The organism is Erwinia sp. HR93, from assembly GCF_034555055.1.
Classification (GTDB): Bacteria; Pseudomonadota; Gammaproteobacteria; order Enterobacterales; family Enterobacteriaceae; genus Apirhabdus; species Apirhabdus apintestini.
In genome coordinates this window covers 2,722,551-2,747,375 of record NZ_JAXUDP010000001.1, presented here as the reverse complement: position 1 = coordinate 2,747,375, position 24,825 = coordinate 2,722,551, and the positions used below count along the sequence as shown (strand labels likewise).

The window sequence follows — 24,825 nt, the reverse complement described above, 5'->3', positions numbered from 1 at the left end:
CTTCACAAAGTTCCCCTAAATACACATAAAGTTTCTTATATTTTCATTTTGAAACATTTAATAGAGATATGTAGCATTTTCACGCTGGTAGAAGCCCCCTCAGGAATGGAAATATGCAGCCAGACATAGAAAGACACCAAACTTTCATCAAGCATTCTGTAAAGGATTATTGGCGGCAGTGGCAGGTGTCATAAAAATCTAATGAGGGTAATGAGTAATGATGAAGCGTAATTTCCTGGCAGTAGTTATCCCTGCACTGTTAGCGGCTAGTTCAGTTCATGCCGCAGAAATCTATAATAAAAACGGCAATAAGCTTGATCTGTACGGAAAAGTTGCAGCAGAGCACAACTGGATCACCAGCGGTGATACTACTAATGGCGACGGCACATACGCCCAGCTTGGTTTCAAAGGTGAAACCCAGATTAACGACCTGATGACGGGTTATGGTCAGTGGGAATACCGTATTTATGCCAATAAAGCTGAGCCGGAATCTGATGCGCGCACGCGCCTGGCTTACGCGGGTCTGAAGGTTGGAGAGTACGGCTCTCTGGACTATGGCCGCAACTACGGTATCGTCTATGATGTTGAAGCCTGGACCGACATGTCCCCCTCTTTCTCCGGTGAAACTTGGGCGGGCAACACTGATAACTTCATGACTAACCGCACCACCGGTGTTCTGACTTATCGTAACAGCGATTTCTTCGGACTGGTCGATGGCCTGCACTTTGGCGTGCAGTATCAGGGCAAAAATGAAGGCAACCACGACGGCGATAACGTTAAAAAACAAAACGGCGACGGCGTTGGCTTCTCTTTAGGATATGACTATCAGGGTTTTGGCATTATCGGCGCGTACAGCAAAGCCGATCGCTCTGACCTGCAGGCTCTGGACGGTAACGGCGATAATGCCGAAGCCTGGGCTACCGGTCTGAAATATGATGCCAACAATATCTACCTGGCAGCGGTTTACTCCGAAACTCGTAACATGACTTACGTATCTAACAGCACGAATTATACCGTTGCAAATAAAACCCAGAATATTGAATTAATCGCTCAATACCAGTTCGACTTCGGCCTGCGTCCCTCCTTCTCTTACGTGAAGAGCAAAGGAAAAGATCTGCCGGTGGGCCGTAATGGCTACAGCGACGCCGATCTGGCTGAATACATCACCGCTGGCGCCTCTTACTACTTCAATAAGAACTTCAGCGTCTATGGTGATTACCGCTTCAACCTGCTGGATGAAAGCGACTTCACGCGCACTTACGGCAGCTTTGTCGGCACCGACAATCAGGCAATGCTTGGTGTGGCCTACCAGTTCTAATTTTTATTATAACGATATGTTATCCACCTCATTTAACAGGGCTTCGGCCCTGTTTTTTATTGCCAACTGAAAACTACGTCCTGTGGGCGTGGTCATCAGCAGGTTTTGGCTCTGCCCTGTTGTTTTGGGATTCAAATCTCACAAGACTGGCGGAGACTTTTTTTAAGGAATTCGGTATGCCCCTCCGGGGCATCAAAGCAATGCCGCCTTCTATGAAGGCGGATTTTTACTTCGATAACACTCGAAGTTATTTGATATTCACCGCGCTTTTTCCCGCTAACGGTTGGCAATTTAATTTTCTACCGTTACTCTGGTTGTGAATCCTTTCTGCTTGCAATGGAACCTCGTCATGTTTGAAAACATCACCGCTGCGCCCGCCGACCCTATCCTGGGGCTGGCCGAACTGTTTCGTGCCGACGAACGCCAAAATAAAATTAACCTCGGGATTGGGGTGTATAAGGATGAAACGGGTAAGACGCCGATTTTGACCAGTGTCAAAAAAGCGGAGCAATACCTGCTGGAAAATGAAACGACTAAAAATTATCTGAGCATTGATGGCATTCCTGAATTTGGTCTTTGTACTCAGGAATTACTGTTCGGCAAAGGCAGCCCTATTGTAGAAGCAAAGCGTGCACGTACGGCACAAACGCCGGGCGGCACTGGCGCTCTGCGCGTAGCGGCCGACTTCCTGGCTCGTAATACCGCTGTAAAGCGCGTTTGGGTCAGTAACCCAAGCTGGCCAAACCATAAAAGTATTTTTAACGCCGCCGGGCTGGAGGTATGTGAATACACCTGGTACGACGCCCAGGCCCACGAGCTAGATATGCCAGGCCTATTAAGCAGCCTGCAAAATGCTCAGCGCGGTGATGTGGTACTTTTTCACGGCTGCTGCCATAACCCTACCGGCATTGATCCCACCCTGGAGCAGTGGCAACAGTTAGCCACTCTTTCTCAGGAAAAAGGCTGGCTGCCGCTATTTGACTTTGCCTATCAAGGATTCGCCCGAGGGCTGGAAGAAGACGCCGAAGGGTTACGCGCTTTTGCCGCTACTCACACCGAGCTACTGGTAGCCAGCTCTTATTCTAAAAACTTTGGTCTGTACAATGAGCGCGTGGGCGCCTGCACGCTGGTTGCCTTCGATGAAGAACAGGCAGGGTGCGCATTCAGTCAAATGAAAGCCGGGATCCGCGCCAATTACTCCAATCCACCGGCCCACGGCGCCTCTGTGGTCGCCGCTATTCTGAGTAATGACACGCTGCGAGCGATTTGGGAGCAGGAGTTGAGCGATATGCGGCAGCGCATTCAACGCATGCGCCAATTATTCGTTAATACCCTTTCAGAAAAAGGGGCCAGCCAGGATTTTGGATTTATCACTCGCCAAAACGGCATGTTTTCTTTTAGTGGATTAAGCAAAGATCAGGTCATGCGGCTGCGCGACGAGTTCGCCATCTACGCCGTCGCTTCCGGGCGCGTAAACATTGCCGGTATGACACCGGATAACATGTCCCCGCTCTGTGAAGCCATTGTTGCTGTACTGTAATCTCTTATTGCGCTGGCTGCTATTTGCACCAGCGCACCTCTCACTCATCTCTCCAAATACTCAATGTTTCGTATTTTGTAGGCCTGTTTTTTTGCTGCCAAAGCCTGTCGCGCGTTGTCTAATCCTTACGTTAAGACACTCAAGTTATACGCAGAGGCTAGCTACCCCGGCAACCGGCCTCTTCTGCCGTAAATAAATATCTTCATTAAAATCGAAAAATTAGGACATCATAGAGTAAGGGGAGAAAACGGCGGGCAAAACGCATGTAAGGGGTAGAAAGAATCACTGACCCCGTTCCGAAGAGGGGCCGATATTCAAAAACTACCCCTCTTGGAGGTAGCCTCGATATTTTTTAGCCGTCAAGCCGGGCATTATTCGGCCGACGTTAGCCCCTGTAAAAAAGGGTTGTGCCGACGTTCATCGCCCAGCGTTGAGTTCGGCCCATGGCCTGGGATAAAAATTACGTCATCCCCAAGGGGTAATAACTTATTGCAAATGGACTCAATAAGCTGCTGATGGTCACCGCGAGGAAAATCGCTACGACCCACTCCGCCTTTGAAAATCACATCGCCAGAAAACAGCAGCCGGGAATCGTCATGGAAAAACACGACGTGGCCGGGCGTGTGGCCTGGGCTGTGTAGAACGCGCAGCACAATATTACCCAGAGTGATCCTATCATCTTCGTCCAGCCAGCGGTCAGGCGTCAATGGCGGACAATGCGCCAGCCCAAACATTTGGCTCTGCTGTGGCAGCCCCTGAAGCCAGAACGCATCTTCTTTTTGCGGGCCAACAATAGGCACGCCATAGTGAGCCGCAAGTTCTGCCGCAGCGCCAACGTGATCAAGATGTCCGTGCGTCAATAAAATTTGATTAACGGTAACCTGCTTTTCCGCCACGACCTGCTGAATTCGCTCAGCATCACCACCGGGGTCAACCAGCGCCGCAAGACGGGTTGCATTACACCAGATTAGTGAACAATTCTGGGCAAAGGCCGTTACCGGAATGATGTGATAGTTCATAGAGCTCCTTTAATCTGGCTACGGCCACTGATTTATCTATTACCAGTGCCTGACAGGGCCAGTATCAATATGCACAAAGTTACTTCGTGGGTAATATCCTACACCACCGGCGCGCATAGACAGAGCGGCTTTGCGTATCTGCGTGAGCGCAACCCCTTCAATATGAAAATCCATCGCCTGCCCTTTCGTGTGATAACTATGTTTCGCCACACCCCGACTTTGGGAGCGAAGATGGCTATTTGTTACCGGCGAACGATAGCCTGAAATCAACTGAATTTGTTTACGGGTGCCTAATAAGCCCTGCAGGCGAAAAAGCTGATCAAACAGGCGGGGATCGATATTCCGGGTTTTATTTGCGCGAAAATCGCGGAAGAAATAATTCAGGCGGGCTAGCTCATCTTTAATATAGCGCTTGCCATCAAAGAACTCCGCCTTAATGATTTCGCCCGTATGAAGATTATTAAGCGTCAGGATACGCGGGCGTGGCGTAGAGAGCATTGCGAAAGACGGCGTTGGTAACATAGCCGCGCCCAAGGCCATTCCCCCCAGCGTCAAGAGTTTACGGCGGTTAGCGTCGAATTTATCCATGATAGTCAGGTCTGCAAGGTAAAATAGTCAAACTTCCCTTCACTCACTGCGAATACCCGGCGCTCATGGCGCGCGTAGCTCATAAAAAATCACTGAACGAAAGCATTCTTTGGCCGGTTTTACCGACTCAACAAGTGGCAAAGGTATAAATATGCACATCTGGCGCACTGTGCGAACATTAACCGCCAAAAAAGGATGCGTCAAGGCACGGCTGTAGGCCAGAATGCACGTTAATACATTATTCAACGTACATTCTGGACGACCATGTTGACGTTAATTATTTAGAATTACTACATTACTGAATGAGTTGCCCGGCTTTAGCCAATATTTTAACGCCGCTGCGGGCAGTGAGATCGTAATTGTAAATATCTGTACGATACTGTATCTGTCCGTCTTTACCGACAAAAGCAGTCAGGTAATAGAGGCTGACGGGAATATGCTGGCGTATATTCACATAGCGCGTATTCCCCTCTTTTAGCGTCGAAGAAATACGCGCATCATTCCAGCCGGCATCCTGCAATAAAATATTCGCTAAGTCCGAAGCTTTATTTACCCTGACGCAACCAGAGCTTAACGCCCTGGTACTTTTATTAAACAAATTATGATTTGGCGTATCGTGCAGATAAATAGCATCTGAACTGGGCATATTAAATTTATAGCGCCCCAGTGAGTTAGTCGGTCCAGGCGCCTGCTGAAAACGAAATGGTATATTGGTAGGGCTGATACTTGCCCAATCAACCCCCCATGGATTTACCGTATCGGCATTACTGCTCCAGCCGCGTAATACGCGATAATTATGGCGCTCCAAATAGCCAGGATCATTGCGAAGTTTCGGTAAAATATCGTTACGCGCCAGCGTCGGTGGAACATTCCACGGTGGATTGAGCACGACATTATTTAGGGCGCTGCTCATCATCGGCGTTTTACGGTCGGGCCTCCCGACAATCACGCGCGATGCCAGCGCCTGATTACCGTTTAGGTAATAGACCAGTGAAAAATCAGGAATATTTACCAAAATAGCGGTTTGCGTATTACCGGGCAGCAACCGTAAGCGCTGTATATTTAGCGCGATCAGTGCCGCACGCTCCTGGGGTGTAACATTAAGCCACTGGCGCGTGGAAGGGCCAATAGAACCGTCCGCGCCAAGTCCCTGCCACGCCTGAAAGCGCTTCACCCCCTCCACTAGCCTGCGGCTATAAACCTGCCGCCCCGGGGATGTAGTCTCGCTTTCACCGGGCAAAGCAATCGAATCCCCTTTTTCAAGCATGCCGGTACGTTGAAGAATTTCACGCAGTGCAGGTACATCCGCGCTAACCTGCCCGGGGCGCAAAGTCGCCGTTGCCCGCAGCATTGGCCATGGCCGCGTATCTGCAGCCAGCTCAAGCAATGACTGATGCAATGTCTGATATTGGGGATTTTGCGGTGCCAGCGTTGCGATAAACGCCGCCGCATTGCCGCGGTCGACCGCCAGCTGCCATTGATTAATCACCGCCAGCGGGGGCATTACAAGCGCGTAGGGCCGGGTGCTGTACAGCCAATTATTGCCGTGTACCGGCAATGCTGCCACGTACTGCAAATAACCCATCATTGCATCAGACAGCACGATATCACGCGCGATGCCGTTAATATTCGGATCGGTAAGTAACTCTACCCATCGGGAAAATTGCGGTTGAAACCCCGCTATCGCCACTTCCGCCAGTTGCTGCTGAAATGCGCGCACCGCATCGCGATCCTCCCACATAGGCTGCATATTGCGCGCGCCATAGAGCAGAGAAAGCGCGTTCATATAAACCGGCGTATATCCGGAAGGCAGCGAGGCTTGTAGCTGTGAACGACTCTGCGCGACGCCCATATTGCCTTCGGCAGGCGGCATACCAAACAGCGCCGCCATAGCAGGCGACGGCGCTTCTGGCTGCGCTAATCCTTCTGGCTGCGGCGATATGGTAGAAGCGCCATCGGCGGCAAGAGCGGCGGGTTCATCTGCCCACGTCAGCCCCGATAACGTGAGACTTAAAAGTACGCTCGCGGCTAGCGCCCGGCGTCGAAAACATCTTAATTTCGTAAGCAACATCCCTTGCCTCCTGGTATTTATAGTTGCTATATGCCAACGGGCGACTGCGGTATGAAGGCCTTATTCGCCCCCTTCACGGGACCGGTACAGTCTTCGCCACGGCGCTGTGCTTTTACGCACGTCCATGTACGCCAGGCTCATTTACGCCAGAGACGGCGTTAAAATTAGCGATAGCTAATAGTTACACCGTTTACTCCCAGTATATAAAAGAGAAAAAATCCGTGCCTGTGTAAGTGTAAAGAAAATTCAAACCGGAAAATCGTATTAAATGCGGTTAGCGCACTCACCTGCCACATCAGAGGGCACCCATGTGATTACGCACGGCTCGTGCTCAGAGCCAGCGACTCGCCGCTATTGCCGATGCGATATCCGTCAGATGAATAAAAAGTGCGCTGGGGCGATACTTAGCCTCAGCGCACTTTTCAAGAGAACTTACGCCCTCAGTGCACCGAACGTATATCAGGGTAAGGTCGCATCAGCGGCCTGGGTTTCGCCGCTGGTTACGCTGCCGGGAAGCGGCGGCGCGGCAAAACCGCGTAAACCCACAACGTGCACGTGTTCATGATTATTATGCACTTTACGCACCAGCTTGTAGGTAGTCCCTTTCTCGGGGCTGATATTTTCGGGCGCAGCGATAACCAACTGCATTTCAAGCCGCTCACACAGTTCGAACAGCGTATTAATAGAGCGTGCATCAAGGCGCGCCGCTTCATCAAGGAATAGCAGCCGACACGGCGAAATATCCTTTCCGCGCAGCCGATGCGACTCATCTTCCCACGACTGTACAACCATCACCAGGATAGACATCCCGGTACCGATCGCCTCACCGGTTGAAAGCGCGCCGCTTTCAGCCCGCAGCCAGCCGTCTGAACCGCGATTGACCTCAACCTCCATTTCCAGATAGTTGCGATAATCCAGCAGTTCTTCGCCGATAGTCTGTGGAGTGCGATTTCCCATATCAATCTGCGGATTCAGGCGCTGATAGAGCTTCGCCAGGGCTTCTGAAAAAGTCAGGCGCTGGCTGTTAAACAGATCCTGATGCTGTTCATGCTCCTCAGAGAGCACTTCCAGCAGCATCGCATGCGCTTCGCGTACATTAACGTTAAGCCGCACGCTTTTTACCTGTCCGAAAGAAACGCTTTGCAATCCCTGGTTGAGCATCCGAATGCGGTTCTGCTCACGCTGAATGGTTTTACGAATAATATTCGCCACGCTGCGCGAGCTGATAGCCAGCTTCTGCTCACGCGCAGTCAGCTCTTCCGTTAAACGATTAAGTTCAATTTCCATCTGCTCGATAGCTTCTACCGGGTCATCGGTACGAATAATATCCTGACGAATACGCTCGCGCAGATGCTGGTACACCGCGACAAAAAACTGGATTTTACGTTCCGGCCGTTTGGGATCTTCCGATAAACGCAGTACGTCACGCAGATGCTCGTTATCAGCCACCGCCAGACGCAGCGCACCCAGCGCTTTATCCGACATTGAGCGTAGATCGTCTCCTGACTGGTACGCCAGTTCGCGGCGATGCAAACGGCGCTCAACGCCATTTTCTTTCACCATGCGCATCACAGCGCACCAGCCCGCTTTCGATACCACTACCAGTTCGCGTTTCTCACAATATCCACGCTCAAGGCGCTTCAGTGAGCGGGTCAGGTTGTCCATTTCCGCTTCGCAATAAGTAAGCTGTTTTTCAAGCTGATTACGTCGGGCGCGATTATTACTGAGCATTGCATGTAACTCATCGCGCCGCATCCGGGCGCGTTCCTCTGCGCCAACATCGGCGCGAACGCCGATATCTTTTAACTCACGATGCAAATCCGCCAGCAGTTCGCGTTTGGTATCAAAAGAGCTTTTTAACGACGCCAGAAGCTGGTTTCCCTGATTAAGCTGCGCCACGTGGCCCCGCAGTGCATCGCGCGCGTGGGAGCGCTCCGTTTCGGCCTGCTCTAGCCGGCGACGAAGTTTTTCGTTCAAATCGCTATTGCCGCTGAGCATTTCGGCCGAATCCGTATAGCTGAAATGCGCGCGACGCTGTACGACTTCCGTCAGCGCAAAGGCCTGCTGGCGTGCTTCACGCTGCGCCTGCTGCGCCCAGGCATAATCCTGTTTAAGCTGCTCAAACTGTTCCGGATCGCTTTGCAGCACCGCAGCGATTTGCTCCAGTTTACTCAGGGAATTGCCGTGCTGCTGAATAAAGCGCGCATCTTCCTGCGCCTCATCGAGCCGCTCTCTCACTTCGTCACAGCGATCGGCCAGCGTTTCATCAGTAAGCAAATCCAGCCGCGGAAGCAGGCGGTTAAGCTGTGAAACGCCCTCTTTCGCCTGCTCATACTGGGCGCGCTGCTGCTGATTATCGCTTTCGTGCGTATTTAGCGCGCGCTCAATCTCGCTACGCCGCCCGTTAAGCTGACGTATCGCCGCTTCCGGATCGTCTTCAAAGGCGACCGACAAATGTTGGCCGATAAAACAGCTGAATGCCTGATGCAGACGCTGGGTTTTCTGTACGTCGAAAGAGAGCGTCGCATAGCGCTCCGCCAGCGTTTCGCGTTCGCCATGCAGTGATTCAATCCGGCTTTCGCGCGCCGCGCGCCCAAACAGCGGCAGCGCCGGGAAGCGCGAGTAACGCCACTGGCGATCGGCGACTTTCACCACCACCGCTTTCTCCAACTCTTCGGCGCTGAATACACTGTCATCAAACGACTGGGGATCGCCTTCAATTAAATAAAGATCTTCCGGGCAATCCTCCAGCCCCTCCAGCAGATCGCGAACCCGGGAAAGGTCAGGTACCACGATCGCATGGCGGGAAGGCCCGTATAGCGCGGAGTAGTAAGGCGCATCTTCCAGTCCGACATCATCGTAAATCTCAGATAGCAGCACTCCGCCAAAACGTTCAGCCAGCGCGCTCAGGCGCCCGTCCTCCGCGCCGCCGGGCTGGCTCAGCCGCTCAATTTCTTCATCTACAGCGCGCTTGCGGGCACCGACCTCATCGCGCTCGACCGTCGCTTCACGCTCGCGCTCCAGCAGCTGCTGCAAATACCCGGTCACTTCAGCGCCCGAAGAGAATGTTTCGCCGCTTTGCTCGCTAATCTGATTGAGGCTATTTTGGGCTGCAAGCCAGACCGGCGCACGTTGGGTGAGGGTTTTAATCGACGCCTGCAATTGCTCCAGTTCCTGACGCAGCGACAGACGCTGTTCGCTCGCCGCCGCAACATCGTCCTGCAGCGCGGCAATGCGCGCTTCAAGCTCACCGTGCAAGGCGTCAAGTTCATCTGGCAGGTAATCACGCCCTTGCCGCTTACAGAACTCGCTGAGCAGCCGCTCCGCATCCTGCTGTTCGCGCAGCCGCTGTTCAAGTTCGTTTAGTCGCGCCTGCAGCCCCTGAAGCTGCTGGGCGCTATGGCGCCTGTCGTTCGCCTCGCGCAGTAATTCGCGAGCGGTATTCCAGGCATCGCCGCGCGCCAGCGGGCCATTAATCGCCACAACGAGTTGATATGCCTCCTCAAAACGCGCATGCGCCGCCTGGGAGACATTCATTTTCTGCTCCAGCGACAGAAGATTTTCCGTCGCCTCACGCTCTTTGGTCTGGAAAGTATCCAGCCACTGCTCCGCGCTTTCCGCCGTTAAATCAGGCAGATGACAAAGCTCCCGCGCGCGCTCAAGCGCCTGCAGTGCCTGCTGGTATTGAATAGCTCGCGTCTGCTGCACATCCAGTGCCTGCTGATAGTCGGCAAGCTGGCTCTTTAGCTCGTCGACTTCCAGCTCCGCTGCCTCGGCGCGCGCTTCATTTTCTTCCTGCCGCTCCTGGGCTTCGGCGACGATTTCACTCTGCTCTTCAAGACGCATCTGCAGCTCTTCGAGGTCGCCCTCATAGCGCTCGATTTTTTCCTGCTGTCGCAGCGCCGTCTGCACCAGGTTCAGATGATCGCTGGCCGCCTGATAATCCGTTTCTAAATCGCTTTCTGCACCGGTGTGTTCAGACAATTCGCGGGCCATCTCTACGTGTTTAAACTGCTCAGAAGCCAGGCGCTGTCGGCCGGTAAATAGCTCACGGCGCAGCGCGATAGCCTCATCGAGATGGATGCGCCGCTCATTGGCGTGACGCATATAATCCGCGGCTACATAGTCCGTCGCTTCGGAGATCAGATGCTTAAACAGGTCGCGATCTGATTGCGTGACTCTGATAGCCTCAAGCGTCATGCGGTTTTCCCGCAGCGCTGCTTCCATATCCTGGAAGGCTTTGCGCACACCGCCGTTCTCCGGCAGCAAATAGTCGCGCAGAGAACGCGTTATCGCGCTGGAAATCCCGCCGTATAGCGAGGCTTCGATCAATTTATAGTATTTGCTGCGATCCGATGCCGAGCGCAGACGACGTGCCACCACGCCTAAATCGAACATCAGAGAGTGGTAGTCGGTGATGGAGTTAAACTGTTTGAACTGAACGCCCTCAATCGCCTCCGCTTTATCCTTCAATTCCTGCAGAGTTAATACACGCGCCTGACGTTCGTTTAGTGTTTCAGTGAGTAGCTGAGTCGGCAGTATCGCCGTCGGCAGCCCCTGAATAGCGAAAGGTTTGATATCGACTTTACGGTCGCGCCCCGCCACCTGCTGCAGCCGAACGCCAACCAGCACGCGCTGGTGCCGCGAGTTTACGACGTCGAGTACAGAGTAACAGACGCCCGCTTTGAGTTTACCGTGCAGCCCTTTATCGCGCGACCCACTGGTTGCGCCAGCTTCAGTCGTGTTACGAAAGTGCAGCAGGGTTAAATCCGGGATCAGCGCCGTAACAAACGCCGCCATGGTCGTTGATTTCCCGGCGCCGTTTCCGCCGGAAAGCGTGGTCACCAGTTCATCCAGATCAAACGTTCTGGCGAAGAAACCGTTCCAGTTAACCAGCGTCAGTGAGCGAAATTTTCCGCGTTCAATCATTATCGTCCTCGCCCTGTTCCTGGTGTGTATCGTCGTCGCTGTCTTCGTCGTTTAATTTCAAATGGCTTTCCACCGGCATCGCTTCACCATCGCGGATCATGCGCAGCTGCGCCTCACGCGCATCATCACCGGAGCGCACATCTGCGCCAAACCGGAACACCGACTCAGTGATTCTGAATTTACTACTGTCATGACCGGTAAACCACACCATGCCCAGCCGGCGCAAGCGGCTGAGTGAAGAGCGCATTTTTTCCTGCAGCTTTTGTCTGTCAAGGTCAGAGCCGGTAGAACGGTTATTCACCAGTTTCAATAATTTGCTTTCGTCCGCCAGCGCCAGCAGTTCATCGTACAGCTCCTGCTGGGTAAAAATACCTTCGTTCGCCAGGCGCTCCGGGCTGAGATAGAGATAACAGAGGATTTTTCCGACCATCATATCCAGCTCGGACAGCACCGAACGTGAAATTAATGTCGTAGAGCGCGGGCGCAGGTAAAAAAAGCCTTCAGGTGCGCGAATCAATTCGACGTTGTAACGCGCATAAAACTCTTCCAGCTGCTCCTGGAAGTCCATTAAAAAGGCATGGTTATCCAGCTCGTCCAGGCCAATATGGCGGCCCGCCCGAAGCTGACTATCGAGTGCCGGAAAAAGCGGGTTCGCCAGCGCCTGTGCCAGCTTTACCGGCATGATGTGTTCAATATTGGTCAATGACATGCGCCTGTACTCTGGCTCCGTAATCGTTTATGGGCTGCCACGGAGCGGGTAACCCAATGAAATCAGACTGCGCCACGCCCAGGCGTACCGCCTGGTCAACGATGATTCTCGCGACGTCAAAATGGCGCGCGCGGGGATATTCCACCAGATAATCGCGCATCACGATGCTTAAATCTAACGGCTTGTTCTGTGCCTTATAGTCCTGTAATGACATTTCAATGATGGCCGCAAGCTGTTCGCGAATCGCATTAAACTCTTCATACTCAAGCTCTACCGGCAGTTCGCCGGTAACTTCTTCATCGCGCAGCGCCATTTCTTCATCGCGCATATCCAGCAGGCGATCGGCGCTGGCGTGCGTTAGAGCCCACGGGGCATCAAAATAATTTTGCACCGATTGGCGCAGGCGCTGAGCGAAGACGCGGTTTTTATCCATATCAATCGCGGTACGGATAAATTTATGTACGTGGCGATCGTAACCGATCCACAGGTCGATAGCCTGCTGTCCCCAGCTAATAATGCGATCGAGTTTACTCTGTAAATCAAAAATCAGACGATCGATAAAATGCAAATCGTCCCTGCCAAGCAGCGTTTCCTGAATCAGTAGCAGATTTGCCTGCAGCTTATCGCCTGCCGCCTCCAGCGTATCCTGCAACTCTCGCAGCGTACCCGAAGTTTCCGACAACAGCACCTCACAGCTAGAAATCGCGGCGCGCCAGTCTTTATTCAGCAATTCAGCGATATCGTCTTTAACCTGCTGTTGCTGTTCATCCATGATGCGCTGCGTAATATCGATACTGTCGAAAATTTCCGCAACCGAGTATTTTAACGGCGCAAAAACATTGCGATGCCAGTGTAATTCATCGCCCCCTTCTTCCGCCGCGCTGGCGGCGCTTTTAAGTTCGCCGGCGACCACTGAAAGCTGCATTGACAGGCGCAGCGTTGAGAATTCCCGCTGGCGAATATAGTAGTCAGTGATCCCCATACCCAGCGGCGTAAGGCGATAAATGGAGTTGCCTTCCGTAATTTCGCTAGTAAAGCGATTTAGCAAGCGCTGGCGCACCATATCATTAATCGCATTATTGGCGCGCATCGCGATAGTTTCACTACTTTGTTCGTAGACATCGCTAACGTGGCGAAACGCATCGACCAGTTCGCCTTCGCTAAGCTCGCCGTCCAGCCGTTCGCCGTTAAGAGTGGCGATAGCCAGTAAAAACGCCAGCCTGTCTCCCGGCAGTGAGATCGAGAAATCATTTTTTCTGGCCCAGGCTACCAGTTCCGGCACCGTCTGGGAAAAATCGCTCATAACTTATCCTGATTCTCCGGCTTATGCGCAGTCACATGAATATAACGCCCAAGACTTATCCAGGGTTCCTGACGGCAGTAACGCGTTTCCAGCGCTAAGAGCTGGTCATAGTCATCCCGCTGGCGCTGCTTTTCGCGTAAATAATCGTGAAATACGCGCACGCCGGTTTTACCGGTGATACGCCCGCCAATTTGCTCCAGCCAAAGGTAAACCTGCTCTGGATGTAGCGGATTATCGGGCGATAGCGTCCGTTTTTTACGTTTAGGCATGCCCTGTTCGACATAGTCGAAATTCCCGGCCACCATATTATGCAGCAGCAGCCCGTTGGCATTGTAGAACATCAGCGACAACACGCCGCCGGGCGCCAGATGGTTCCAGAGCGAAGCAAGCGCCGCGCGCGGATCGCTTACCCATTCCAGCACGGCATGAAACAATATCAGATCTACCGGGCTTTCCAAATGCTCACCGAGCGCCTGTAGCGGAGAATGTACAAAATGCATACGTTCACTAACGCCGTTTTTATCGGCCGCCAGGCGCGCGCGCTCCACCATTTCAGCCGAAATATCGCACAATGTGACGTGGTGCCCCTGTTTTGCGAGGCGGCAGGCAATTTGCCCTTCGCCTCCACCGGCATCGAGTATTCTCAGCGGACGCGCTGGCAAAGCGGCCAACTCTCGCTCCAAATCCTGCCAGACAATCGCCTGTCGCAAACGGCCTTTACTGGTGCCGTAAATATTACGCGCGAATTTATCCGCTATATCGTCAAAATTACGATCGTTCATTGCCCTGAGTTCCGTTTGCGGCCAGGCACGATATCTGGCAAAGGCGCTATTTTGTCATACCCGGGCGTAGAAGGAACCCTTATGATGTAATATCAGAGCACTTTCTCCGCTATATGGTTAAAAAAGGAACCGAACGTCATGCTGTTCGCTTTAAAAAAATACGTCGGAGGCCTGATGATGCCGCTACCTTTATTGCTGTTGCTAACCGGTATCGGCCTTGTCATTTTGTGGTGCACTCGCTGGCAGCGCAGCGGGCGAATTCTGATAACCGTGAGTTGGTTATTACTGCTGTTATTGAGTCTTCAGCCTGTCGCTGACCGTTTACTGTATCCAATAGAAACGCACTACCCCACGTGGCAGGGCGGAACGCAGGTTAATAATATTGTGGTTTTGGGCGGCGGTTATACGTGGAACCCCGCCTGGGCACCCAGTTCCAATCTGGTGAGCAATAGCTTGCCACACGTAGCGGAAGGAGTGAGACTGTGGCGAGCAATGCCGGATGCAAGGATGATTTTTACCGGCGCGGCAGCACCGTCTAATCCGGTAAGCACCGCTGAGGCTGGCGCCCGCGTTGCGCAAAGCCTCGGCGTGCCGCGCAGCGCAATCATTACGCTCGATGCTCCCAAAGATACGGAAGAAGAAGCCGCTGCCGTTGCTGGTCTTTTGGGGCAACAGCCCTTCATTCTGATTACCTCAGCCTCCCATTTACCGCGCGCCGTACAATTTTTCCACGCCAGAGGCCTGCATCCTATTCCCGCGCCGGCTAATCAGTTGGCTATTACTTCCGCGCTCCAGCCGTGGGAATATGTGATACCGGCGCCGATATGGCTTATGCACAGCGATCGCGCGGTTTATGAACGCCTGGGCCGCCTGTGGCAATGGCTTAAGGGCATCTCATACGAGCCAGGGCAATAATTCACGCGCCGCAGCATCAAACGCGGGCGCGTTTATCGCGCCCGTCATCACCAGCCGTCTGGCTTCATGCCACAGTAGGTAAAGCCAGCGGCGGGCGACAAAAGCATCATCCACCGGCGCCCGTTTTAAATAAGCGCTCAATAGACTTGCTGGCGCACCGGCTTCCCACAATTGGAATAGTTCATATTCTCGCGGCGCCCATAGCATCACACCGGGGTTAAGAATAGCGGTGAGTTTATCGGTGCGCGTGTCTTTCAGCATATTACGTAGCGTAATATTGCCATGCACCAGCACACAGTCATTACTGAACCCGCGAAACAGCGCGTGCAGTCTGTCGCGGGAGCGAAATAGTACGCGCCGGCGCTCCATATTCATTTCACTGTTTTTCAGACGACTGATGGTGCTCCAGATCACTTCCACTCGCTGCTGGTACCAGTGCGGCCAACTATTTTCCTGTGTACTATCCACATCTCCCACACAGCCGTCACTGCCAACCTGATGCCAGGTTAATAGGGCCTCCACGATTTGATCATTGAGCGCCGCCCAGCGTTCCGGCGTACGCGCCGGCGCCTCGGTGGAAACACCGCGTAGCCGCTCAAGTAGCAGAACATCGCCGCCGTCTTTATCTTCATGTGTAATCACGCCATAAACATTCGGCATACGAACCGTGCTATAGCGCGCCAGCAGCGCTATTTTCCAGGCGATACGCGCCGCCACGCCCGGTGCGGTAAAGGTTTTTGCCAGCAGGGGAAGCGCGAGACCGCTTTTGTCATAGAGAGACCAGAGTGCCGTTTCTGGATGGGCGTTAACGCATTCCAGTCGGCTGAGGTTTTCTCCCAACAGATGACTTAGCTCCTTACGCAGACGTTCCATAATAACGATTCTCTTACACAATCCAGGCCTTTTATAATGCGCTACCCTTTCTTCGTTGTCATGCGCGATGGTACCCGGCAAAGAGGCTAAGTTATAATCCACTGCCCGAGTCCGTCTGTGTGAAATAAGCGGTTTGAGGAAGGTAAGGGAAAGAGCCTGCCGGCCGACAAAATTTAGGCGCCATATCAGGCCGTGCGTTATCGCGGCTCAAAAGCCTCGCCCAGGCATAATCAACTACCCGCGAAAATGGGCGAAATCAAATATCGCTGCCTGACGGAGAGACAGCCAGGCAGCAGAAAGGAAAAACCAGCAAAAATTAAGCGCTACTGCCCATTGCCATGCGCACGCGTTCGAGATCTTCCGGCGTATCGACACCGGTGCCAGGAACCTCTACGGCCACATCTACATGAATTTTTTCCCCGTACCATAACACGCGTAATTGCTCGAGTTTTTCGATATGTTCCAGCGGACCGGGCGCCCAACGCACATAGCGGCGAATGAACCCTGCGCGATAGCCGTAAATACCAATATGGCGCAAAAGGGTATCGCCAATCTCAGCCTTACTAAGCGCAAAGCGATCGCGGTCCCAGGGGATCGTGGCGCGTGAGAAATAGAGCGCAAACCCCTGCGCGTCACGCACAACTTTCACTGCATTAGGATTAAAAGCCTCCTCGGCATCGTGGATCGGTACGGCGAGCGTGGCCATACCGACCTGGCTGGTTTCCAGATTCGCGGCGACCTGGCGGACTATCGTCGGTGGGATCATGGGTTCATCCCCCTGGATATTGACAATCAGCGTATCGTCGGCAAAACCGCATTTTTCTACAACCTCTGCCAGCCTCTCAGTACCAGATTCGTGATCCGGGCGCGTCATACAGACCTCCCCGCCGGCCGCTTCTACAGCCCGAGCGACCTCCGGGTGATCCGTGGCAACAATGACGCGCTCTGCGCCGGCTTCCCTGGCACGCTCCAGCACGTGAACAATCATCGGCCTGCCATGAATATCTTTTAGGGGTTTACCCGGTAACCGCGACGACGCATAGCGGGCCGGAATAATCACAACAAAGCTCATGAGTTCATCTCTTCTGCATCAAGAGCGCGCGCCTCGCTTTCCAGAAGTACAGGAATACCGTCGCGCAGCGGGAAAGCGAGAGCATCTGGTTTGCAAATTAGCTCCTGGCTTTTTTGGTTAAACCAAAGTTTTCCATTACATACCGGGCAGGCAATAATTTCAAGTAAGCGGTGATCCACAAAAGCCTCCTGACAGGCCAGCTAAAAAAGAGCGTCAGCATAGCACAGAGGAATTGGGAATTTCCCACCCTTTCCCCCATTTCGCCGCCAGTTGATGCGGTAACCTGTTGATTCGAATGCGGCTGGCCCCCTGCCAACGCGCAAACGCATTTAACGCCTGCGCCAGGCCGTTTAGCATTCGGAGGCCTGGCTTAACGCCCTCTTCCAGCCACAGGTCAATAATTTCAAGTTCACCCGTTTTGCGGTGCATTTTGGCATCCATGCGCCCTATCAGAGCGCCGCAGTGCAGCAGCGGCAGCGCAAAGTAGCCAAACTGCCGTTTGGCGGCCGGCGTGTAGCATTCCAGCCGGTAGCGGAAATCGAAGAAAGCCTCGACGCGTCTGCGATCCCATACTAAGGGATCAAAAGGGGATAATACCGCTGTGTGCGTTGCGCGTAGTTGGTTTTTTTGAGCTGCCGGCAGTAAAGGAAGTAGAGAATGATGCAGCCACATTCGCCCCAATCGTTCAACTTCAACCGGCGTGATAACGCCTTCATGCTGCCATGCATCTAACTGCGGCCCGATGGTAACGTGCCGTAAACGGTAGTAGTCCGCCAGCCATTCAGCGCGAAAAATCCCCAGGCAGCGTGCACTGTTTGACAGCATAGCCAGTTCAGCCTGCTCTTTCGGCAACGCGTCTCGCGTATCACACCATTCTGGCATCACGCGCTCAGTGAGATCATAAATGCGCTGAAAGTTATGCCGCGCCGTCACCATGAGTTTACCGGCAGTAAACAGCCCCTCAAGATGACGCTTATGCGGTTTCCACTGCCACCAGCCGCCGGCTACACCGCGCGGCGTGCTAAGATCTGCGGCGCGTACCGGCCCTTTATATTCAATAACGTTCAGGAGTTCAGCAATTTGCTGGCGGTGCTCATCCATCCATTCAGCGCTGTATTTCCAGCCCATTTTTTCAGGCGCCTGCATGCGGTGGCGGACTAATGCAAAATCGGTACGAGGCAAAAAACAGGCCTCATGCGCCCAATACTCGATAAGTTCGCCGCGTGCCAGCGCTTCATCCAGCCACCGCTGGGGAAATGCGCCTAAGCGGCTAAACAGCACCAAATAAGGGCTGCGGGCCACCACATGAATAGTATCTATCTGAAGCAGGGATATGGACGCAACGGTCGCGGCAATATCTGCCGGAGAGGCGCGACGCCGGGGTTTACGTAGCAGGCCAAGAGCCGCTAAATGCAAATGGCGTGCGGCCCGCAGAGAAAGAGATAGAGTTTCTGCCACCACAAACTCCTTATTGATACAGAGATGCGCGGGTATTAGCGGCTATTGTCCGCTACCGGTGGCCAGTGCCTGCAAATCGTCCAGTAGCCGTTCAGCCTGCTTATCTTCAAAGTTGGCTTCTACCGGCAAGTACCACCAGTTTTCCTGCGCAACGGCGCGATACTTAACCGCATCTTTTTCCGTCATTAGCAGCGTTTGCCCCGGCTGGTACAGTTGGCTTAATTGCTGTACATCCAGTGTCTGATGATCGGCGAGCGGCACCGTTTTTTGCGGGGTAAGCCCAGACTGCTCCAGAGTAGTAAAAAAACGTGGAGGATGCCCGATACCGGCTATCGCGACCACATTTTGCAAGTCAGCAACCGAGCGTTTTTCACCGTTCAATAGGTTGACTGCCAGGCCCGGGCGCAACCGCATGCTAATTTCTCCGGACCGTGCCACTCCGCCATTCACGATAACGGCATCTACAGAGTTCAATCGCCCGGCTCGCTCGCGCATCGGCCCTGCCGGCAGCCACCACCCGTTGCCAAAGCGGCGAACGCCGTCTACAACTACAATTTCTCTATCCCGCGCCAGCGCATAATGCTGAAGGCCATCATCGGTGATAATTATTTGCGGTTTCCCCGCCGCCAGCAGCGCGCGTACTGCCGCACTGCGCTGCGGCGCTACTGCAACCGGCGTGCCGGTACGCTGAAATATCAGAACAGGTTCATCGCCTGCCTGCGCGGTTAGTGTTTTCGCATCTAATAATAGCGGATAGTGCGGCGCTTTCCCGCCATAGCCCCGTGAAACCACGCCTACACGCACGCCCCGCTGCTGCAGGCGCTCGACCAGCCAAATAACTACCGGTGTTTTACCGTTACCGCCCGCCGTCAGATTACCGACTACGACAACCGGCACCGGCGCTCGCCACGCTTTGCGCAACCCCACCCGATAGGCTAACTTTATCGCACCGCTCACCAGCCCGTACAGGAAGGAGAGCGGCAGCAGTAACAGCCACAGTGGGGATTGCCCGGACCAGATGCGTTCAATCATTGGCTAAATTGCATTTTGTGCAACTGTGCGTAAGCGCCATTTTGCGCCAGCAGTTCACTGTGGCTTCCGCGCTCAACAATGCGTCCATCCTCAACAACGACAATTTGATCGGCTTGTTCGATGGTGGACAGGCGGTGCGCGATAACCAGAGCGGTACGATTTTTCTGCAGTTCATCAAGGGCGGCCTGAATGGCGCGTTCAGATTCAGTATCCAGCGCCGAGGTAGCCTCATCAAGGATCAGGATAGGACAATCTCGCAACAGCGCGCGCGCAATCGCGATACGCTGCCGCTGCCCGCCCGATAGCAGAACGCCGTTTTCACCGATAACGGTGTCCAGGCCGTGGTCCATTTTCTCAATGAAGTCCATGGCATGCGCCATACATGCCGCTTTTTCAATATCTTCACGGCTATATTGTTCGGTGCGGGCATAAGCGATGTTATTGGCGATGGTATCGTTAAAGAGATGAACGTTTTGCGACACTAACGCCACCTGATTACGCAGTGATGCCAGCGAATAATCACGGATATCATGCCCATCCAGTACAATTTCCCCGCAGTCGATATCGTAGAAGCGCGTAATCAGACTGGCAATCGTGGATTTACCTGACCCGGAACGGCCAACCAGCGCCACCGTTTTACCTGCAGGAATTGAAAGATTTATCTCCCGTAAGGCGGGCGTATCCCTGCCAGGATAGCAAAATGTCACATTACGAAAATCAATATCGCCATTGGCGCGTTTAATCGTAAGCGTTCCACTGTCCTTTTCCTGTTCCGTATCCAAAATAGAGAACAGCGTTTGGCAGGCGGCCATACCGCGCTGGAATTGCGCGTTTACGTTAGTTAACGATTTCAATGGCCTCATAAGCGCAATCATTGACGAGAAGACAACGGTAATCGTCCCAGCGCTAAGATTGGCCATTACGCTTGGAAAGCTGGCGGCATACAGCACGAACGCCAGCGCCAGCGACGCAATCAACTGAATCAGGGGATCGGAGATGGAGGATGCAGATACCATTTTCATCCCTTGCAGACGCATGCGGTTGCTGACTTTGTCAAAGCGACCGGCCTCAACCTGCTGCCCACCGAACATCAGCACTTCTTTATGGCCTTTCAGCATCTGCTCTGCGCTGGTCGTTACCTGCCCCATTGTGTTCTGCATGCTTTTACTGATGCTGCGAAAACGCTTCGACACAATGCGGATCGCGACAGAAACAATAGGTGCTAACACTATCAGGATTATCGATAACTGCCAGCTATAGTAAAACATCATAATAAACAGGCCGATAATTGACGCCCCTTCGCGCACTACGGTAATCAGCGCGCTGGAAGAGGAGGACGCCACCTGCTCAGAATCATAAGTAATGCGTGAAAGCAGCGTACCGGTAGATTGTTTATCGAAGAATGATACGGGCATGCCCATCATATGGCCAAACAGACGGCGGCGCATCGTCATAACCACTTTGCCAGACACCCAGGAGATGCAATAGCTGGAGATATAACTCGTTACTCCACGTAGTACCATTAACCCAATAACTACTAGCGGCATCCACATCAGTACAGAACGGTCCGTCTTACCAAACCCGTCATCCAATAACGGTTTAAGAAGCGATAACATAAACGTATCGCTGGCTGCGTTGAGAATTAAGGCTACACCAGCCACGATCAGTCCCAGTTTAAACGGCGCGATCACCGGCCAAAGTCGGCGAAAGGTCTGCCAGGTGGAGAGATCTTTATCGTTATGCATTAAGTCGAACCAGCTTGTAAGGAAATAGCCGCATATTCTACCTGTTAACCGGGATGACGCCAAACCACTGATGGTACCAGCGAGGTGAAATCTGCGAGCGGAAGCCCAGCACTCTTCTCCTATCTCCATGAAATTCTATTGAAATTTGCCCATGTCTCGCCGTATCCAGCCATTGGATATTACTGTCAAAATAGCGGCGAACTATCCCTGTTGCAGGTAAACGCCATGGGTTATACCGCGCGACGGAGATCAACGCCAGGGACGGTGATACCTGATGAATCAGTGCGGGCGTGGATGAGGTTCGACTGCCGTGATGCGGAACGACCAGCGTTTGCGCATGCAGCGCACGCCCAATCTGACCAATCATCGCGCGCTCCGCTTTTGCTTCTATATCTCCGGTTAAAAGCACCCGGTGCAAACCATCTGATATTATTACTACGCAAGAGCGATTATTCCCCACTCCCTGCCAGTCTGGGGGAGGCCAAAGCGCGCGCACTTCCAAACCCTGCCATTGATAGTTCATCCCCTGCCGACAGGGAGCATGCCCTTTTTCTCCCAGCGAGCTGTCTATTTTTAAGCCAGGCCACTCAGATATCAGACTTTTCAGACCGCCAATATGATCGAGATGCTCATGACTGATAATGATGCGCTCTGGCACCAAACGATGCCAGCGTAGCCAGGGAATAATCGTCTGGCGTCCAGCGTCGCCGCCCGGCCAGGCATTACCGCTATCGTAAAGCAAAGCCCGCCCGTGACGTTCAACGACGATTGCCAGGCCATGCCCGATATCCAACAGGTGTAGCCGCCAGCTTACGCTGTTATCCATGCGCCAGAAAGGCACACTCAGCGCAACGAGCAGGCTTATCATACAACCGCCCCAGTAGCGCCATCCCTGAAATTGCCAGGCTATTAGCATTGCCCATGGTACCAGCGATACGCCTACAAACCGCGCATCCACCTCCAGCCAACCCGCAGGCAGCCAGCGTAGAAAAGTAAATACGCCTTCTAATGTTCCATCCGCCATCTTTAATAAGGTATGTGCAACAGGGCTTACGGATGTGAGGAGCATCGCGAAGAGAATGAGCGGTACGGTAATGAACGTGATGACGGGAACTGCCAGCATATTCGCCGGCAGTGATGTGAGGCTAACCCCATGGAATATCCATACCTGAAGAGGAAGTAGCAGCACCATCATCCCTGCCTGCAAATGCCCAAGGCCCACTATTTGACGAATAGCCCATTGGCGAGTTTTTAGCGTTACAGGAAACCACTGATACCAAAATAGCAGTCCGCCCACGGCAAAAACAGAAAGTAAAAAGCTGTCGGATAACACTGAAAGAGGGTCGAGAAAGAGCATAATCGCCACACACGATAACAGAATCTGCCAGCCGCTCCAGCGCTGGCCGCTGAGCTTAAGTATTCCACTGACTATTAATGCTGTTAATGTTCTGAATGCCGGAGGCTGTGCGCCTGCAAGCCAGGTGTAAATAGCCGCCATCATCAAACTAAATATCAGCGGGAAACGCCATCCAATATATCGTGCTGGCATAAGTCTCTGCAGCAGGCGAGCAAATGCCCATCCCATAATGGCGGACAGCCCAATGTGTAGGCCCGAAATCGCCATTAGATGCGCCGTTCCCGTATCACGCAATAGTTTGCGATATACATCATCCATACCGGCGCGCTCTCCAAATCCTAACGCCAGCAGAACCTCTTGCCATACCAGCCCTTCACTCTGCCGTCGAATATGTTTAATCAGATGCCAGCGTAGACTGCATGAAAGGTCCATCGGCTCCGCGCGTAAAATTCGTGCTCGCAAAGTAATGCCCTGAGCCAACATAAAACGTTGAGCATCAAATCCACCGTTATTGAGCTGCCCATGGATAGGGGATAAACGCAGCGTCATGCGCCAGCGCTGCCCCGGGCAAGTTTGCATACCGGGCGGGCTGTGAACTACCTGTACACGTAAAGGTGGAAATAGCCACTGTGAATGTATTTTTTGTATTAGAAGGTGGTATGGCTCTCCCTCTTTCTTTACCGATGCGATTTCCACGCTTTCTACATCTAAAGATTGATGAGACATAGTCTCCATCGGCAAAAGCATTTGTCTGGCGGCTAATAACCCCCAGCACAGCATACATAATGTCAGCGCAGCATAACGCAATGCACGTACACCGCGTAAAGCCAGCAGCAGTGCGATTATTAATAAGCATAGAATTGTTTTTATTGCCGGGATCTCCGGAAGCCATATCAACGGCGTGATACCGATTACCGTGGCCAAAGCGCTTCCCGTTAGCGAAAACATTCACTCCTCCCTATTTTTTGGTCAGTATGCGTAATCCTGGAAGTGAGGTCTTTGCCCTTTGCCGGTTATTAGGGATTGTGTTCAGTAATAACTCTCTTTGTTACGAAGCGTTGCGCCGCTGAACGTAACCGGATCGCATTTTTAAATTTGGAGTGTGAGTAATAAAATTAATTATCAAGCGGGTGGGAAATGACACCAAACTTAATGCCCGTATTGCCCATTTCTGCAAAAAGACGGTTCAAGAATCATTAAATATTGACCCGCAATATGTTTATCCAATCACTGGAGGCCAATACGGGCACTTTATCTACGTTAACAAGATATTGTTCACGCTATTAGATATGCATAAAGCCACAATCCGCTTTCCTTGTCAGAGGCGTTGATAAAGGCATATGTTATAAAAATTGAACTATTTTTGCCGGGGAAAGCATTAAAGCTGTAACTTCAACTTAGTCAAAAAATCCTTTGAATTTAATAGACTATTTAAGCCGTTAAGGGAGAATTTAACGCTCTAAAAGAACGTTGCCAATTCTTTATCTTGAACGCTAAAAATAATAAGGCTGAGCTAAAGGACAACGCTGTTTACATAATGCGGCCTTTTTGCAGTAAAAATCCGCCTTCATAAAAGTCGGCATTGATAACACCCTAAAGGGATGTACCAAATCCCTCAAAAAGAGGTCTCTGCCAGTCTTGCGAGATGTAAATCCCAAAACAACAAGGTAGAGCCAAAACCAGGTCGATAACAACGTCGTCCACAGGACGTGGTTTTCAGTTGGCAATAAAAACGGCGCCTAAAGGCGCCGTTCATCAGTTAAGTTAATAATAACTTAACCGTAAATATTGGCGCGATCGCGCAGCTCTTTACCAGGCTTAAAGTGTGGAACATATTTACCTTCCAGCTCAACTTTATCGCCAGTTTTCGGGTTACGGCCTACGCGCGGTGCCCGATAATGTAAGGAGAAACTACCAAAGCCCCGAATTTCAATGCGTTCGCCCTGGGCCAGGGTTGAGGCCATGTGCTCCAGCATCTCTTTCACCGCGTCTTCAACGGCTTTGGCCGGAACGTGCGACTGCTGGCTTGCAAGCCTTTCAATCAATTCTGACTTGGTCATGTTTCCTCCGGTTTCCTTAAGAAATAAATGCTTACGGCGCTCATCGAACAAGGG

General features: G+C 52.6%; 18 protein-coding genes. 3 read left to right on the top strand and 15 right to left on the bottom strand.

Features of this window, described 5'->3' with window-relative positions; all coding sequences use genetic code 11:
* Positions 1–217: 217 nt before the first annotated feature.
* Positions 218–1,318 carry a porin gene (locus SFA31_RS12815; protein ID WP_322838329.1) on the top strand — a complete coding sequence of 367 codons (1,101 nt, stop codon included), beginning with the start codon at positions 218–220 and terminating at the stop codon, positions 1,316–1,318.
* A gap of 349 nt (positions 1,319–1,667) precedes the next feature.
* The gene (locus SFA31_RS12810) at positions 1,668–2,858 is read left to right on the top strand and encodes an amino acid aminotransferase (protein ID WP_322838328.1); all 1,191 of its coding nucleotides are present in this window, start codon (positions 1,668–1,670) and stop codon (positions 2,856–2,858) included.
* Between the two features lie 371 nt (positions 2,859–3,229).
* Here SFA31_RS12810 and SFA31_RS12805 read toward each other — a convergent pair whose 3' ends face one another.
* From SFA31_RS12805 to cmoM, 7 genes are all read right to left on the bottom strand, one after another.
* A complete protein-coding gene (locus SFA31_RS12805; RefSeq protein WP_322838327.1) occupies positions 3,230–3,877 on the bottom strand; it encodes an MBL fold metallo-hydrolase in 648 nt (215 codons plus the stop codon).
* A gap of 39 nt (positions 3,878–3,916) precedes the next feature.
* A complete protein-coding gene (locus SFA31_RS12800) occupies positions 3,917–4,465 on the bottom strand; it encodes a YcbK family protein (RefSeq protein WP_322838326.1) in 549 nt (182 codons plus the stop codon).
* A 295-nt stretch (positions 4,466–4,760) separates the two neighbouring features.
* On the bottom strand, positions 4,761–6,536 hold the full coding sequence (ldtD, locus tag SFA31_RS12795) for a L,D-transpeptidase (protein WP_322838325.1): 1,776 nt from the start codon (positions 6,534–6,536) through the stop codon (positions 4,761–4,763).
* Positions 6,537–6,995: 459 nt separating this feature from the next.
* A complete protein-coding gene (mukB, locus tag SFA31_RS12790) occupies positions 6,996–11,465 on the bottom strand; it encodes a chromosome partition protein MukB (RefSeq protein WP_322838324.1) in 4,470 nt (1,489 codons plus the stop codon).
* Positions 11,458–12,174, bottom strand: coding sequence for a chromosome partition protein MukE (mukE, locus tag SFA31_RS12785; protein WP_322838323.1), 717 nt, complete (start codon positions 12,172–12,174; stop codon positions 11,458–11,460). The genes mukB and mukE overlap by 8 nt, the downstream gene beginning before the upstream one ends.
* Entirely contained in the window at positions 12,155–13,477 is a 1,323-nt protein-coding gene (gene mukF / locus SFA31_RS12780) for a chromosome partition protein MukF (RefSeq protein ID WP_322838322.1), read from the bottom strand. Before mukF ends, mukE begins: the two co-directional genes overlap by 20 nt.
* Positions 13,474–14,259 (bottom strand): tRNA uridine 5-oxyacetic acid(34) methyltransferase CmoM, encoded by a 786-nt coding sequence (gene cmoM / locus SFA31_RS12775; RefSeq protein WP_322838321.1) that lies wholly within the window; start codon positions 14,257–14,259, stop codon positions 13,474–13,476. Before cmoM ends, mukF begins: the two co-directional genes overlap by 4 nt.
* A gap of 138 nt (positions 14,260–14,397) precedes the next feature.
* Between cmoM and elyC the strand changes: the two genes are divergently transcribed.
* Positions 14,398–15,174 carry an envelope biogenesis factor ElyC gene (elyC, locus tag SFA31_RS12770; protein ID WP_322838320.1) on the top strand — a complete coding sequence of 259 codons (777 nt, stop codon included), beginning with the start codon at positions 14,398–14,400 and terminating at the stop codon, positions 15,172–15,174.
* Here the strand turns inward: elyC and SFA31_RS12765 are convergent.
* The 8 genes from SFA31_RS12765 to ihfB form a co-directional block, all read right to left on the bottom strand.
* Positions 15,154–16,047 (bottom strand): YcbJ family phosphotransferase, encoded by an 894-nt coding sequence (locus SFA31_RS12765; protein ID WP_322838319.1) that lies wholly within the window; start codon positions 16,045–16,047, stop codon positions 15,154–15,156. The genes elyC and SFA31_RS12765 overlap by 21 nt on opposite strands.
* 316 nt (positions 16,048–16,363) lie before the next feature.
* Entirely contained in the window at positions 16,364–17,119 is a 756-nt protein-coding gene (gene kdsB / locus SFA31_RS12760) for a 3-deoxy-manno-octulosonate cytidylyltransferase (protein ID WP_322838318.1), read from the bottom strand.
* Positions 17,116–17,298, bottom strand: coding sequence for a protein YcaR (gene ycaR / locus SFA31_RS12755; RefSeq protein WP_322838317.1), 183 nt, complete (start codon positions 17,296–17,298; stop codon positions 17,116–17,118). Before ycaR ends, kdsB begins: the two co-directional genes overlap by 4 nt.
* Positions 17,299–17,332: 34 nt before the next feature.
* Positions 17,333–18,577, bottom strand: a complete 1,245-nt coding sequence (locus SFA31_RS12750) for a winged helix-turn-helix domain-containing protein (protein WP_322838316.1) — start codon at positions 18,575–18,577, stop codon at positions 17,333–17,335.
* A 42-nt stretch (positions 18,578–18,619) separates the two neighbouring features.
* The gene (gene lpxK / locus SFA31_RS12745) at positions 18,620–19,609 is read right to left on the bottom strand and encodes a tetraacyldisaccharide 4'-kinase (RefSeq protein ID WP_322838315.1); all 990 of its coding nucleotides are present in this window, start codon (positions 19,607–19,609) and stop codon (positions 18,620–18,622) included.
* Positions 19,606–21,354 (bottom strand): lipid A ABC transporter ATP-binding protein/permease MsbA, encoded by a 1,749-nt coding sequence (gene msbA, locus SFA31_RS12740; RefSeq protein ID WP_322838314.1) that lies wholly within the window; start codon positions 21,352–21,354, stop codon positions 19,606–19,608. Before msbA ends, lpxK begins: the two co-directional genes overlap by 4 nt.
* Positions 21,355–21,391: 37 nt before the next feature.
* Positions 21,392–23,659: a DNA internalization-related competence protein ComEC/Rec2 gene (locus tag SFA31_RS12735; RefSeq protein WP_322838313.1), complete on the bottom strand. Its 2,268-nt coding sequence runs from the start codon at positions 23,657–23,659 to the stop codon at positions 21,392–21,394.
* Positions 23,660–24,486: 827 nt separating this feature from the next.
* Positions 24,487–24,771: an integration host factor subunit beta gene (ihfB, locus tag SFA31_RS12730; protein ID WP_322838312.1), complete on the bottom strand. Its 285-nt coding sequence runs from the start codon at positions 24,769–24,771 to the stop codon at positions 24,487–24,489.
* Positions 24,772–24,825: the final 54 nt, after the last annotated feature.

Bases quoted from the DNA above. Each gene is read 5' to 3' on its own strand.
- SFA31_RS12815 (WP_322838329.1), top strand. From the start codon at position 218: ATGATGAAGCGTAATTTCCTGGCAGTAGTTATCCCTGCACTGTTAGCG.
- SFA31_RS12810 (WP_322838328.1), top strand. From the start codon at position 1,668: ATGTTTGAAAACATCACCGCTGCGCCCGCCGACCCTATCCTGGGGCTG.
- SFA31_RS12805 (WP_322838327.1), bottom strand. From the start codon at position 3,877: ATGAACTATCACATCATTCCGGTAACGGCCTTTGCCCAGAATTGTTCA.
- SFA31_RS12800 (WP_322838326.1), bottom strand. From the start codon at position 4,465: ATGGATAAATTCGACGCTAACCGCCGTAAACTCTTGACGCTGGGGGGA.
- ldtD (WP_322838325.1), bottom strand. From the start codon at position 6,536: ATGTTGCTTACGAAATTAAGATGTTTTCGACGCCGGGCGCTAGCCGCG.
- mukB (WP_322838324.1), bottom strand. From the start codon at position 11,465: ATGATTGAACGCGGAAAATTTCGCTCACTGACGCTGGTTAACTGGAAC.
- mukE (WP_322838323.1), bottom strand. From the start codon at position 12,174: ATGTCATTGACCAATATTGAACACATCATGCCGGTAAAGCTGGCACAG.
- mukF (WP_322838322.1), bottom strand. From the start codon at position 13,477: ATGAGCGATTTTTCCCAGACGGTGCCGGAACTGGTAGCCTGGGCCAGA.
- cmoM (WP_322838321.1), bottom strand. From the start codon at position 14,259: ATGAACGATCGTAATTTTGACGATATAGCGGATAAATTCGCGCGTAAT.
- elyC (WP_322838320.1), top strand. From the start codon at position 14,398: ATGCTGTTCGCTTTAAAAAAATACGTCGGAGGCCTGATGATGCCGCTA.
- SFA31_RS12765 (WP_322838319.1), bottom strand. From the start codon at position 16,047: ATGGAACGTCTGCGTAAGGAGCTAAGTCATCTGTTGGGAGAAAACCTC.
- kdsB (WP_322838318.1), bottom strand. From the start codon at position 17,119: ATGAGCTTTGTTGTGATTATTCCGGCCCGCTATGCGTCGTCGCGGTTA.
- lpxK (WP_322838315.1), bottom strand. From the start codon at position 19,609: ATGATTGAACGCATCTGGTCCGGGCAATCCCCACTGTGGCTGTTACTG.
- msbA (WP_322838314.1), bottom strand. From the start codon at position 21,354: ATGCATAACGATAAAGATCTCTCCACCTGGCAGACCTTTCGCCGACTT.
- SFA31_RS12735 (WP_322838313.1), bottom strand. From the start codon at position 23,659: ATGTTTTCGCTAACGGGAAGCGCTTTGGCCACGGTAATCGGTATCACG.
- ihfB (WP_322838312.1), bottom strand. From the start codon at position 24,771: ATGACCAAGTCAGAATTGATTGAAAGGCTTGCAAGCCAGCAGTCGCAC.